We start from the raw sequence: 13266 nt of genomic DNA on the forward strand, positions 1-13266 counted from the left end.
GCAGGATGACGGACGTGGTCTTCGGGCTGGACAGCTTCGGGGATATTCCGGTGGACGACGCCGGGGCACCGGTGACGGCCGCCGCGGCGATCCGGCAGGTGGTGGACGAGGCGGTGCTGGCCGATCAGACCGGCGTGGACGCGATCGCGCTCGGCGAACACCACCGTCCGGAGTTCTCGATCTCCACCCCGGAGACGGTTCTGGCCGGGATCGCGACGCTGACCTCGCGGATCAAGCTCGGCTCCGGCGTGACCGTGCTCAGCTCGGACGACCCGGTGCGGGTGTTCCAGCGGTTCGCCACCGTCGACGCGCTCTCGAACGGGCGCGCCGAGGTGATCCTCGGCCGCGGATCGTTCACCGAGTCGTTCCCGCTGTTCGGGTACGACCTCGCCGACTACGACGTACTTTTCGAGGAGAAACTGCAGCTCTTCACGCGCCTCCTGGACGAGAAACCGGTCAGCTGGAACGGCACCGTACGGCCCGCGCTCGACAACGCGGACGTCCATCCGAAAACCGAGTCCGGCCGGCTCGCGACCTGGGTCGGCGTCGGCGGATCGCCGCAGTCCGTGGTGCGTACGGCGTACTACGGACTGCCCTTGATGCTCGCGATCATCGGCGGCGCACCGGAACGGTTCGTCCCGTACGTCGAGCTGTATCAGCGGGCGGCGGCGCAGTTCGGGACCGTCGCGCATCCGGTCGGCATGCACTCGCCCGGGTTCGTCGCGGAGACGGATGAGCTGGCGAAGGAGATCTACTACGCGCCGTACAAGGTGATGCGCGACCGGATCGGCGAGTCGCGTGGGTGGCCGCCGTTGAAGCGCGAGGAGTTCGAGTCGGAGATCCTGCACGGGTCGATGTACGTCGGCTCGCCGGAGACCGTCGCGCGGCGCATCGCCGGGGCGATCAAGACGCTCGACGTCGCGCGCTTCGACCTGATCTACTCCGGCGGTCCGCTGCCGGCGAGCGCACGGATGAAAGCGGTCGAGCTGTACGGCACCAAGGTGATCCCGCTGGTCCGCGAACTCCTTGCCGAGGACGCGAAATGACGGATGCACCCAAGCCGGTGATCGGGATCTTGGGGGCGGGGAAGGTCGGTACGGTGCTGGCGCGGCTTGCGGTGGCGGCCGGGTACCGGGTGCTGATCGCGGGCTCCGGCGCGGTTTCGAAGATCGAGCTGATCGTCGACGTGCTCGCGCCGGGAGCCGTCGCCACCACGGCCATCGAGGCGGCCGCCGAAGCGGACGTGGTGATCCTCGCGCTGCCGTTGGGCAAGTACCGGATGATTCCGGCGGATGCGCTGCGCGGCAAGCTGGTGATCGACGCGATGAACTACTGGTGGGAGGTCGACGGTGTCCGCGACGACCTGACCGACCCGCGGACGTCGTCGTCGGAGCTGGTCCAGGAGTTCCTGGCCGGCGCGCAGGTGGTGAAGGCCTTCAATCACATGGGTTACCACGACCTGGAAGACGGCGCGCGCCCCGTGGGTACGCCCAACCGCAAAGCCATCGCCGTCGCCGGTCCGGAACCAGCCGTCACCCGGACGGCCGAAATCGTCGAGGCGCTCGGCTTCGACTCGGTCCGCATCGGACCGCTCGCGGCCGGCAAACATCTTGAGCCAGGCACCGATCCCTTCGGCGCCAACGTCGACGCCGAGACCCTCCGCACCATGGTCACGGCGGCGGGGTTGCACCGGTAAGCCGCGCCGGGCTGGGGTCAGGGCAGGGCAGCGCGGTTGCTGGGGTGCGGGTGGTTCGTTCGGCGCCGATGCCGGCGGTTACCACCGCGGCGATTCCGATGGTTTGGAGGAGGGTGGGGGACTGGCTGAGGAAGAACCAGCCGATCAGGAGGGCCAGCGCCGGTTCCAGGCTCATCAGGGTGCCGAAGACGCCGGCGTCGACGCGGCGCAGGGCCAGGTACTCAAGGCTGAACGGGATCACCGGCAGCAGCAGCGCCAACCCGAAGCCGATCGCGACCAGCTGCCAGGTCATCACCGGGATCGTGCTCGGGCCGGCGATCGCGGTGGCGACGAGCGCGGCCACCGGGAGGGAGACGCCCATGCCTTGCATGCCGGTCACGTTGCTGCCGAGACGCTGGGTGAGGATGATGTACGCCGCCCAGCACGCCGCCGCGCACAACGCGAACAGCACCCCGGCACCATCGACCGATCCACGCCACGGCTGTGTCAGTAGCAGCACACCGGCAAACGCCAGCCCGGGCCAGATCAACCGCCCGCGACTACGTACGACCGCGACCCCGAGCGGACCAAGGAACTCCAGCGCGCTCGCCGTCCCGAGTGGCAATCGAGCGACGGCGGCCATGAACAGCAACGTCACACCCGCGGTCGCGACGCCGAGCCCGACGGCGACCAGGAACGAGTTGCGGGAGAACGAACTCGGCCGGGGCCGGAACAGCACCAGCACGATCAGCCCGGCACACGCCAGCCGGAGCCAGGCCGCGCCCTCCGGACCGACCCGGTCGAACAACCCGACCGAGGCGGCCAGCCCGAGCTGGACCATCGTCATCGAGAGGACCGCGAACGCCACGCCGGTCCGGCTTCCACCTGTGCGCATGTCTTCCAGTGAACCCACTGAATCCGTTCGCGTCCACGTGGGATTCCTGGACAGACCGTTCATGATCAATGAACAATGAACGAAGGAAAGAAAGGCCGGGGAAGGGCAACCCATGGACGTACGGCGGCTCGAACTGCTGCTCGCGCTGTCCCGGCTGGGTTCGATGCATGCGGTCGCGGAGACACTGAACGTCACCACGTCGACCGTTTCGCAGCAGATCGCCGCGCTCGCGAAGGAGGTCGGTACGCCGCTGGTCGAGCCGGCCGGACGTCGCGTCCGGTTGACTCCGGCGGGGCGCCGGCTGGCGGGTCATGCCGTACACATCCTGGCCGCGCACGAGGCGGCCCGCGCGGATCTCGACCCGTCCGCCGCGCCGGCCGGTACGGTCCGGGTCGCCGCGTTCCACACCGCGATCCGGGACAGTCTGCTGCCGGTGGTTCACCGGCTCGCGGTCGAGCATCCGGCCGTACGCCTGGAGATCCAGGAGCAGGAGCCGCCCGACGCCCGGGCGATGCTCGAACGCGACCTGGTCGACCTCGCGATCGGGTACGACTACAACCTCGCGCCCGCGCCGATCGATCCATCACTCGAAGTGGGTCACCTCTGGCAGTCGACCTGGAGTCTCGCCGTACCGTCCCGCTCGCGGCGCACGCCCGGTACGTCGGCCGAGGTACTGGGCGCGTTCGCCGACCGCGACTGGATCGTCAACTCCCGCAACAACGCCGACGAGCAGGTCGTCCGGACGATCGCCGCACTCGCCGGGTACGAACCACGCGTGACGCAACGCGCCGACAGCCTCCAACTGGTCAGCGAAATGATCATCGCCGGCCTCGGCGTCGCTCTGCTGCCCGCGACGTACCCGAAGACCACGGGCATTTCGCTCCGCCGCCTGCACACGCCCGAGCCGCGCATGCGCGCATACACGCTCACCCGCCGCGGCCACGCTAACTGGCCGCCACTCGCCCTGCTGCTCAGTCTGTTGCAGCGTCGTACGCACTAGTCTGAGCAGGCACGGAGGCTGCGAATGCGCAGGATTCTGGTGGTGGGCGGCGGCTACGCCGGGTTCTACACCGCGTGGCGGCTGGAGAAGAAGCTCCGGCGCGGTGAGGCCGAGGTGGTGATCGTCGACCCGCGCCCGTACATGACGTACCAGCCGTTCCTGCCCGAGGCGGTGGGTTCTCCGGGGTCGAGGGGTTCGGGGAGTTGCTGTCGATGGCGCGGGCGTTGCTGAAGAAGTACCCGGAGCTGTCCGAGAGCGACCTCGCGTTCCATCTGGTCGAGGCGAGCGGGCGGATCCTGCCGGAGTTCACCGACCAGCCGGGCGAGTGGGTCGTACGGATGCTCGAACGCCGCGGCGCGTCCGTGCACCTGAACTGCACGATGACCTCGGCCGACGACGGACACGTGGTGCTGTCGGACGGTACCGAGTTCGACTCCGAGCTGATCGTGTGGACCGCGGGGAACGCCGCGACCCGGTTGCTGCGGAACCACACGGATCTCCCGCACAACGCGCGCGGCCTGGTGCAGGTTCGGGCGGATCTACGGATCGGCACCGAGACCGAGATCGTTCCGGGCGCCTGGGCCGCCGGTGATGACGCGGCCGTTCCGGATCTGACCTCGTCGAGCCCAGGCGCGTACACCGTGCCGAACGCGCAGAACGCCGTCCGTCAAGGGAAGTTGCTGGCGAAGAACCTGCTGCGATCGCTGCGCGGACGGGAGCCGAAGCCGTACGTCCACCACAGTCTCAGCGCGATCGCGACCCTCGGCCTCGGCACCGGGATCTTCCAGTACCGGCGGATCGTCATCAAAGGCCTGCCGGCTTGGCTGATGCATCGCGGCTACCACGTCCTCGCGGTTCCCACCTGGGACCGCAAGGTGCGCGTACTGGCGATCTGGCTGGCGTCGTTCTTCTACGGCCGGGACATCGTGTCGCTGGCATCGGTGCAGAGCCCACGCGAGGCCTTCGAGGCCGAGGCCAGAACCGCGGCACTCAGCGCGAAGCGAACCTCTACTTGATTCGGGTCAGGCGGCCGTCGGGGGCTACCCGGATGGTGGTTTTGCGCGTGCCGACGGTCAGGTCGACGAAGAACAGCTGACCGGCCGTACGCGTGGTGTAGGAGACTGTCTCGGTTGAGTTGGCTGGGACGATGGCCGACAGGATGGTTGCCGTGGTGCCGTTGCGGTTGAACTTGACCACGGGCGCCGCCTGCCGGTGGAAGATGTCCGGGTAGTACCAGCCCTGCACCGGGTCCTGCTGTCCTTCGACAACGGTGATGCCGTCGGCGGGTGGCTGCTGCTGGTACGGGATCTGCAGCAGGTGTGTCTTGGTCTTGTCACCCGGCTTCGTGGCGACGGCCGTGGTGGGGGACTGGATCGTGACCTTCTGCTCCGGCGCGAGATGCCACAGCGTCTCGTACCGCTGGTCGCTCGCCGACTGTCCGCGATCGAGCGTGATGACCAGATCGGGGTCCTTCAGTACCAGGACGTCGCGTTTGCGGGTCACGTCCGCCGCGGGGGAGTCGCTCAGCGAGTACGACTCCCAGGCCGGCGTGATCGCTGCCTGTACCAGCCGGGTCTCCACCGACGCCGTCTGCGCGGACGGGACCGTCATCACGTTGTGCGCGGCCTGGCTCTTCGACCATGCCTGCCACTTGTCCAGCTGGTATCCGGAGTGACCTGGGTCGATCAGGATGTCGCGGCCGTGCGAGGAGTACGTGAGCGACATGTGGTCGTCATGCCCGTGCAGCTGACGCGCCGGGCCGTACCGGATGCTGTACGTCGACTCGTCCGCGAACGGTCGCGTCTCGCCCCACCCGGTCCGCCCGAACACGTACCCGGCGTCGAACACCGCCGCGCGCTTGGGCGGCTTGGCGCCGTGCTTCCCGGCCGACGCCACGTAGTCGAGTGACGTACCGGCGGCGGCGACCGCCTTTTGCCGTACAGCGTCACCGACCTGTTGCAGATAACCTGTCGACTTGGTCGCGAGCGCCAGCCATTCGGCCAGTGCCTGTCGCCGTTCGGAGATGACCGGCCCCGGATTCGAACCGCACCGCTGCAGCGCGGTGGTCGCCCGGCCCCACAGCATGTAGTTGAACATGGCGTACCCGACGGACTGCTCGTTCGTCGATCCTTGCGGGTCGATCGCGGTCGTGATCGCCTGCGTCAGCCGGTCGACGGCGAGCTTCTTCAGTTCCGGCCGCTTCAACGTGCAGCCGACGCCGAACAGCGCGATGCTCTCGTCGGTGCCGTGGTTCGACAGGCCGCTGAAGTTCGCGATCATGAACTGGGCGTGGTCGATCAGTGCCTTGTCCAGCCAGGCGTACTGCGCCGGCAGCGTCTTCACGTGCATGCCGGTCAGCACGGCCTGCCGCGTACACAGCAGCACGTTGGTGCGGTGCATCGTGGCTTCCCACGCGCCGACATTGCCCTTCCAGCTGTACGGGTTGTCCTGTACCCAGTCGCGGATGATCGCGAGTACGTGCCGGAGAGTCTTGCGGTCGCCGTTCTGGCCGGCCTGGATGCCCTTGCCCAGCCAGCGCAGCGAGTGCAGCCACATGTACCAGCTCGGCTTCTTGTACGGGTCCGAGCGCCAGTTGATGTCGCCGTTCCCGGTGCCGACCTTGTACGGCGGGTCGTCGCCCCACGCGAACGTGTCGTGCATCAGCATCTGCACCGGGACCTTCGACTCGATGCCGCTGAAGCCGGGGCACTCGTACGTGCCGGTGACCGCGACCGGTGTCGAGGGGGCGGGAGTGGCCGGGGTGTCGACGCCCGGGAGCGGCTCGTCGGTCGAGCCGGGCAGCGTCGGTTCGGTCGTGGTCTTCGGGGTGGGTCTGCTCGGGGTCGGCGATCCGGTCGCGGCGCTCGGCGTACTACGGTCGCGCGCGCTCGGCATCAGTACGAAGACGGCGCCCGCGAAGGCGATTCCGCAGACCAGTACGCACGCAAGCGTCAGCGCGACGGTCCTGCCGAACCGCCTTTCCCGCTGCGACGACACGCGATCTCCCCCCGGCCGGAACCTCCACACCATAAACGACGCGAGGTACACCGCGGGTTGCATCCGGCATTGACCTTCTGGTTGCGGCTGATTACGGTGTCGGAAATCGATTTCTCACGAAGAGAACCGAGGAGACCGAATGACCGCCAGCGATCTGCCGCCCGGTTGCGCGAACCGTTCCTGTGCCGGTGACTGCCCACGCGCGCACCTCAGCCGCCGTACCTTCATCGCGCTCGGTGTCGGCGCGGTCGGCGCCCTCGGGCTGCCCGGCCAGGCCCTGACCGCGCTGGCCGCGCCGCCGCGGGTCGACTCCCACGTGCTGTTCGACCGCGGCCGGCCGACCTCGTACACCGGTGCCGCGCTGCCGCGGATCGGGATGCCGGTCGGCGGCGGCACCACCGGGCAGGTGTACCTGGCCGGCGACGGGCGGCTGTGGGCGTGGGACATCTTCAACCCGACCTCGTTCCCGCTCGGCGGCGCGGATTTCTCCGGCCGCAACTACGCGAACCCGTTGTCGGCGGACCAGCCTGGCGCGGGACGGTTCGGTCAGGGGTTCGCGCTGCGGACCACCGCGCGCGGGCGGACGACGACTCGTACGGTCGACGCGGCCGGTTTCCGCGACGTGCGGTTCACCGGGACGTACCCGATCGGCCGCGTCTCGTACGCCGACAGCGCGAGCCCGGTGTCGGTGCAGCTGGAGGCGTTCTCGCCGTTCGTACCGCTGGCGACGCTGGACTCGACGCTGCCGACGACGATCATGTCGTACACGCTGAAGAACACCTCGTCGTCGGCGGTGCACGCGACGTTGCTCGGGTACGTGGAGAACCCGGTCTGCATCGAGAGCCGCGACCGGCAGCCGACGACGCTGCACTCGGAGAGCTTCAAGGGCGGCATCCAGTTCGGGGCGGCCGACGATCTGCGGGCCGAGCAGAACGACATCCTGTTCGAGGACTGGGAGAAGGACACCTTCGAGGGCTGGACGGTCGAGGGTACGGCGTTCGGCGCCGGTCCGGTCCGGCCGCTGGACGTGCCGAACCTGATGAAGCGGTTCGGCGATCTGAACGTGTCGGGGACGCGGTTCATCACCTCGTACGAGTACCGCGGCGGCACGTACGACGGCGCGACCGGGAAGCTGACCAGCCGCGAGTTCACGATCGAACGGCGGTACGTGGCGATCGGGCTGAGCGGTGGCCGGCACCCGGGTCAGACCTGCGCGAACGTGGTGGTCGGCGGGAAGGTCGTCGCGTCCGCGACCGGTGACGAGAGCGAGCCGCTGGTCGCGCGGTTGCTGGACCTCGACGCGTACACGGGCCAGGTTGCCCACCTTGAGATTGTTGACAATCACACCGGCGCCTGGGGTCACCTGAGCTGCGACCAGATCGTCTTCACCGATCGGGCGGACATCCTGTTCGAGAACTGGGAGCGGACGAACTACGACGGCTGGACGGTCGCCGGCGAGGCGTTCGGATCCGGGCCGGTGACCGCCGCCGAGACGCCGGACGGGTTCCGCCGGGCGTTCGGCGTCCGCACCGACCTGAACGTGAGCGGGCGGTTCGTCACCTCGTACAACTTCCGCGGCACCGGTGATCCGGACCGGTACACCGGGTCGCTGACCAGCCGGGACTTCGTGATCGAGCGGCGGTTCGTGACCGCGTGGGTCGGTGGCGGGCACCACAACGGCGAGACCTGCCTGAACGTCGTGGTCGACGGCAAGGTGGTGGCCAGTACGGCCGGCACCGACATCGAGCCGCTGAACGCGGTGTCGATGGATGTCGAACCGTACGCGGGCAAGACTGCCCGCATTCAGATTGTCGACAACAACACCGGCGGCTGGGGCCATGTCAATGTCGACCGGATCATCTTCAGCGACCGGCCGATCCGCCGGCAGCCGGTGGCGGAGCGCCCGGACGGCGGAACGTTCGCGCTGGCCGCGCTGACGCCGGGCGCGGTGTCGCGACCGTCGATCGCGGACTGGTCGACCACCAAGGCCCTGTTCGACTCGGGATCGGCTCCGGTCGAAGGCGCGGACCCGCAGGTGGGTACGGTCGCGGTCAACGTCACGCTGGCACCGGGGGAGTCACGGACGATCCGCTTCGCGTACGGCTGGTTCTTCCCGAACCCGGAACGCGACCTGTTCTCGGAGCTGGTCGGCGCGTCCACCTTCCGCCGCCACTACGCGACCCGCTTCGCCTCGGCGCGCGACGTGGTCACCTACGTCGGCAAGAACGTCGACCGGCTGCAGCGCGAGACCAAGACCTGGGTGCAGACCTGGTACGACGACTCGTCCCTCCCGCACTGGTTCCTCGAGCGCACCCTGGCGACCGCGTCGACGATCGCGACCAGTACCTGCTACCGCTGGGACACCGGCCGCTTCTACGCGTGGGAAGGAACGTACTGCTGCGCCGGCACCTGCGAGCACGTCTGGAACTACGCGCAGGCGATCGGCCGCCTGTTCCCCGAACTGGAACGCGACACCCGCGAACGGGTCGACCTCGGCATCGCGTTCCGGCCGACCGGTGAGATCGGCAACCGCGGCGAAGCAGGCGACGCGTCGAGCTCGTTCGCCGACGGGCAGTCCGGCACGATCCTGCGGATCTACCGCGAACACCAGATGAGCAAGGACGACACGTTCCTGAAGCGGGTCTGGCCGCGGGTGCGTACCGCCGTGGAATTCCTGGTGACGCACCGGGACGGTGCCGACGAGGACGGCATCATCCGCGGCAGCCAGTGGAACACCCTCGACACCGAATGGTTCGGCGAGGTCCCGTGGATCAGCGGGCTGTACATCGCCGCACTCCGGGCCGCCGCGGCGATGGCGACCGACGTCGGTGACGCGGCGAGCGCCAAGCGGTACGGGACGATCGCCGACCGCGGGTCCGCGTACCTGGCCGAGCACCTGTGGAACGAGGAGTACGGATACTTCGTCCACAAGCTCGACCCGGCGCATCCGAACACGGAGAACAGCAACCGCGGATTGTTCATCGACCAGCTGTACGGGCAGACGTACGCCGCGCAGCTCGGTTTGCCGCGGGTGTTCGACGCGAAGCAGTCGCGGACGGCGCTGACGAATCTCTACGAGTCGAACTTCCGGGCCGACCCGCAGACGTACCGTCCGCCGGGTATCGGGGTCGGCCGCGTGTACACGACCGAAGGTGAGTCGGGCGTGATCATGGCGACCTGGCCGCACGGCGGGTCGGACGAAACCCGTGGGCTGATGTACTTCAACGAGGTGTGGACCGGTCAGGAGTACCAGTTCGCGGCGCACCTGTTCTCGGAGGGTCTCACCGAGGAAGGACTCGCGGTCACTCGCGCGATGTACGACCGCTACTCGGCCACGAAACGCAACCCGTACAACGAGATCGAGGCCAGCGACCACTACGCGCGGGCAATGATGGGCTTCGGCGTGTACCTGGCGGCGTGCGGCTACGAGTACCACGGTCCGAAGGGCCATCTCGGGTTCGCGCCACGGATCCACCCGGAGGACTTCCGCGGCGCCTTCACCGCCGCGGAAGGCTGGGGCCGCTACGGGCAGCGCCGCAACTCACGGTCGCTGACCGCCTCCGTCGAGGTCCGCTACGGCCGGCTCCAGCTGACCACGCTGGCCTTCGAAACCAGCAAGCCGGCGAAGACGGTAGAGGTGAAGGTCGGCCACCACCGGGTACCCGCCCGCGTAGTTGCCACCGGCAACCGCGCGGTCGTGACCCTGAGCCGCTCCGTGACCCTCACCCCAACGACGGAGCTCAGCCTGACCCTGAACTAACCCGGAACCGTGGCCGAACCAGATCCCGCCCGGTCTGGTTCGGCCACGTGGCAGGCAGCTTCGTGGTTGGTCCCGAGCACCCGAAGCTGCGGAGTCTCCTCGTGGCACCGGTCGATCGCCAACGGGCACCGCCACCGGAACCGGCACCCGGGCGTCGGGTCGATCACCTTCGGCGGTTCCCCGGTGTCACCCTCGATTCCGGTACTGAGCGGCGCCCGTGGATCCGGCACCGCACCGAGCAGGAGATCGGTGTACGGGTGCTTCGGGTTCTGCAGTACGGACTCGGTCGGGCCCTTCTCGACCACGTGACCGGCGTACATGATCATCAACCGGTCAGCCACGTACCGGGCGCTGGCGATGTCGTGCGTGATGTACAGGAACGAGACGCCTTCCGAGCGGCGCAGCTCGGCCATCAGGTTCAGCAGACCGATCCGGATCGACACGTCGAGCATCGACACCGGTTCGTCGGCGAGGATCAGCTTCGGCTTGTGCGCGAGCGCCTGCGCGAATCCGATCCGTTGCCGTTGGCCACCACTCAGTTCGTACGGGTATCGCTGCATGATCTCGCCGGCCGGGGTGAGCCCGACTGCCTCGACGACCCGCTCGGCCTCCTCGTACCGCTGCTGCTTGTTCAGCTCCGGCCGGTGCAGTTTGAGGCTGCGCAGGATGCCGTGGGACACCCGGAAGGCGGGGTTGAGCGAGCTGAACGGGTCCTGGAACACCATCGGTACGTCACTGCGGTACGCCAGCTGGTCCTTCCGGGAGCGGAACGTCGACATCGCCCGGCCCTGGTAGTAGATCTCGCCGCTGGTCGGTTTGTACACGCCCGCGAGCAGCCGCGCGATCGTACTCTTCCCGCTGCCGCTCTCACCCGCGAGCGCGACGATCTCCTGCCGGCCGATGGTGAAGTTCACGTCGTCCACCGCGTGCAGCAACTGCCGCGAGAACCCCCGCCCGACCCGGAAATGCCGAGTCAACTCCCGCGCCTCGATCAACGGCGCCGCGGCGGATTCGGTCGTACCCACCAGCTCGATGTCCGAGGCTGTCATGACACCTCCCGGGCGGCTTCGATCGATGGGGCATGGAGCAGGCAGCGGGCCTGCACCGGGCCGACCTGGTACAGGTCCGGGGCGATCTTCGGGCAGTCCTCGAAGGCCTTCGGGCAGCGCGGCTGGAAGCGGCAGCCGCTCGGTGGGTTGGCCAGATTGGGTGGCGCGCCGGGGATGCCGGTCAGCGGTACCTTCGGTCCGCGGATGGACGGGAACGCGTCCAGCAGCCCGGCACTGTACGGATGTTCGGGATGATCGAACACCGCGCGCGTGTCGCCGAACTCGACCACCTGGCCCGCGTACATCACCACCAGCTTGTCCGAGAAGTGGCTGACCAGCGACATGTCGTGCGTGACGAAGATGACCGCGAACCCGAGCTTGCGCTGCAGTTCCTTGATCTGCACCATCAGCGACCGCTGCGCGACCACGTCCAGCGCCGACGTCGGCTCGTCCATGATGATCAGGTCCGGCGTGAACAGCAGCGCCATCGCGATCATCGCCCGCTGCCGCATCCCGCCGCTCAACTGGTGCGGGTAGCTGCGCAGGTGGATCGGGTCGATCCCGACCAGCCGCAGCACCTCGGCCGGCCGGTCGGCGGCGACCGGCTCGTCGTGCGCCATGATCGTGTCCTTGAACTGCGCGCCGATACTCTTCACCGGATTGAGCGCGTTCATCGCGCTCTGCATCACCACCGAGAAGTCCCGCCAGCGCAGCGCGGCGAGCTTCTTCTCGCTCATCGTGACCAGGTTCTGGCCCTGGAACGTCACGCTGCCGCCGGTGATCGCCGCCGGCGAGCTGAGCAGGTGCGCGATCGCGAACAGCAGCGTCGACTTCCCGCAGCCGGACTCGCCGACCACGCCGACGAACTCACCGGCGTGTACGTCGAGATCGACGTGATCGACCGCGACCACGGGACTGGAGCCGGTGTCGTACTCGACCGAGAGATCCCTGACCTCAAGAAGTGGCTGATCGTGCACGTCGCCTCCGAACCGGCCGCAGAGCGGGATTGCTGATCTCGTCGAACGCGTAGTTGAGCAGGGCGAAGGACACCCCGAGCAGCGCCACCGCGAGGCCGGGGGAGAGCGCCCACGCGGGCAGCCCGTTCACCAGGGCGCCCTGGTTCTGCGCCCAGTAGAGCATCGTGCCCCAGCTCAGCGAGTTGGGATCGCCGAGGCCGAGGAACTGCAGCCCGGCCGCGGTCAGTACGGAGTACAGCGCCGCGCCGAGGAAGTTGGCGACGATCAGCGAGATCATCGTCGGCAGCACCTCGACCACGATGATGTACGAGCGCCGCTCGCCGCGTACCCGGGCCGACTCGAGGAAGTCCCGGTTCCGCAGCGAGAGTGCCTGCGCGCGCATCTGTCTCGCGCCGTACGACCAGCCGGTCAGGATCAGCACGATGATGATCACGGTCAGGTTGCCCTTGCCCGCGTACGTCGCGAGCACGATGATCAGCGGGAACGTCGGCAGCACCAGGAAGATGTCGGTGAGCATCGACAAGCCGTCGTCCGCGAACCCGCCCAGGTACGCCGCCGAGACGCCGATGATCACCGACAGGATGGTCGCGCCGAGACCCGCGACGACCGCGATCACCAGGGATTCACGGGTGCTGTAGATCAGTTGCGCGTACACGTCCTGGCCGAGCCCCGTCGTACCCAGCCAGTGCTGGCCGGACGGGTGCTGCAACGGCAGGTCGCCGATCGCCTGTGGATCGTGATGCGCGCCCGGGACGAACAGCCCCGGGAACGCGGCCAGCAGAATGAACAGCAACAGCAAGCCCGCCCCCAGCATGGCCTTGCGGTTGTGCAGCACGGCCCGGATCAGCCCACCGCGCGGACGGCGGGTGGCAGTCGGCGGAGCCGCCGCGGTGCCTGCGACGATCGCGGTCAT

At 68.4% G+C, this 13266-nt stretch carries 11 protein-coding genes; 6 read left to right on the forward strand and 5 right to left on the reverse strand.

Features of this window, described 5'->3' with window-relative positions:
* Positions 1-5 precede the first annotated feature (5 nt).
* Both HDA44_RS05745 and HDA44_RS05750 read left to right on the forward strand, forming a co-directional pair.
* The gene (locus HDA44_RS05745; RefSeq protein WP_184831963.1) at positions 6-1046 is read left to right on the forward strand and encodes an LLM class flavin-dependent oxidoreductase; all 1041 of its coding nucleotides are present in this window, start codon (positions 6-8) and stop codon (positions 1044-1046) included.
* On the forward strand, positions 1043-1696 hold the full coding sequence (locus HDA44_RS05750; protein WP_184831964.1) for an NADPH-dependent F420 reductase: 654 nt from the start codon (positions 1043-1045) through the stop codon (positions 1694-1696). The genes HDA44_RS05745 and HDA44_RS05750 overlap by 4 nt, the downstream gene beginning before the upstream one ends.
* Here the strand turns inward: HDA44_RS05750 and HDA44_RS05755 are convergent.
* Positions 1671-2570, reverse strand: a complete 900-nt coding sequence (locus HDA44_RS05755; protein WP_202887198.1) for an EamA family transporter — start codon at positions 2568-2570, stop codon at positions 1671-1673. The genes HDA44_RS05750 and HDA44_RS05755 overlap by 26 nt on opposite strands.
* A gap of 112 nt (positions 2571-2682) precedes the next feature.
* On the opposite strand from HDA44_RS05755, the gene HDA44_RS05760 reads away from it, so the two are divergent.
* Genes HDA44_RS05760 through HDA44_RS05765 form a run of 3 tightly spaced genes read left to right on the forward strand, consistent with a single transcriptional unit; the run spans position 2683 to position 4586 of the window.
* Entirely contained in the window at positions 2683-3570 is an 888-nt protein-coding gene (locus tag HDA44_RS05760) for a LysR family transcriptional regulator (RefSeq protein ID WP_184831965.1), read from the forward strand.
* A gap of 24 nt (positions 3571-3594) precedes the next feature.
* The gene (locus HDA44_RS36995; protein WP_238352371.1) at positions 3595-3801 is read left to right on the forward strand and encodes an NAD(P)-binding protein; all 207 of its coding nucleotides are present in this window, start codon (positions 3595-3597) and stop codon (positions 3799-3801) included.
* Positions 3783-4586 carry an NAD(P)/FAD-dependent oxidoreductase gene (locus HDA44_RS05765; protein WP_238352372.1) on the forward strand — a complete coding sequence of 268 codons (804 nt, stop codon included), beginning with the start codon at positions 3783-3785 and terminating at the stop codon, positions 4584-4586. The genes HDA44_RS36995 and HDA44_RS05765 overlap by 19 nt, the downstream gene beginning before the upstream one ends.
* On the opposite strand, the gene HDA44_RS05770 is transcribed toward HDA44_RS05765, so the two are convergent.
* Positions 4579-6567, reverse strand: coding sequence for a heparinase II/III domain-containing protein (locus tag HDA44_RS05770; protein WP_184831966.1), 1989 nt, complete (start codon positions 6565-6567; stop codon positions 4579-4581). The two genes, HDA44_RS05765 and HDA44_RS05770, sit on opposite strands and share 8 nt — an antisense overlap.
* A 139-nt stretch (positions 6568-6706) precedes the next feature.
* Between HDA44_RS05770 and HDA44_RS05775 the strand changes: the two genes are divergently transcribed.
* Positions 6707-10327 carry a GH116 family glycosyl hydrolase gene (locus HDA44_RS05775; RefSeq protein ID WP_184831967.1) on the forward strand — a complete coding sequence of 1207 codons (3621 nt, stop codon included), beginning with the start codon at positions 6707-6709 and terminating at the stop codon, positions 10325-10327.
* Here HDA44_RS05775 and HDA44_RS05780 read toward each other — a convergent pair.
* Genes HDA44_RS05780 through HDA44_RS05790 form a run of 3 tightly spaced genes read right to left on the reverse strand, consistent with a single transcriptional unit; the run spans position 10324 to position 13266 of the window.
* Complete coding sequence (locus HDA44_RS05780; protein WP_184831968.1) at positions 10324-11376, reverse strand: ABC transporter ATP-binding protein; 1053 nt, start codon at positions 11374-11376, stop codon at positions 10324-10326. The genes HDA44_RS05775 and HDA44_RS05780 overlap by 4 nt on opposite strands.
* Positions 11373-12353, reverse strand: a complete 981-nt coding sequence (locus tag HDA44_RS38425) for an oligopeptide/dipeptide ABC transporter ATP-binding protein (protein WP_184831970.1) — start codon at positions 12351-12353, stop codon at positions 11373-11375. The genes HDA44_RS05780 and HDA44_RS38425 overlap by 4 nt, the downstream gene beginning before the upstream one ends.
* Positions 12331-13266, reverse strand: coding sequence for an ABC transporter permease (locus HDA44_RS05790; protein ID WP_184831972.1), 936 nt, complete (start codon positions 13264-13266; stop codon positions 12331-12333). The genes HDA44_RS38425 and HDA44_RS05790 overlap by 23 nt, the downstream gene beginning before the upstream one ends.

This window comes from Kribbella solani, assembly GCF_014205295.1.
In the GTDB taxonomy this organism is placed as follows: Bacteria; Actinomycetota; Actinomycetes; order Propionibacteriales; family Kribbellaceae; genus Kribbella; species Kribbella solani.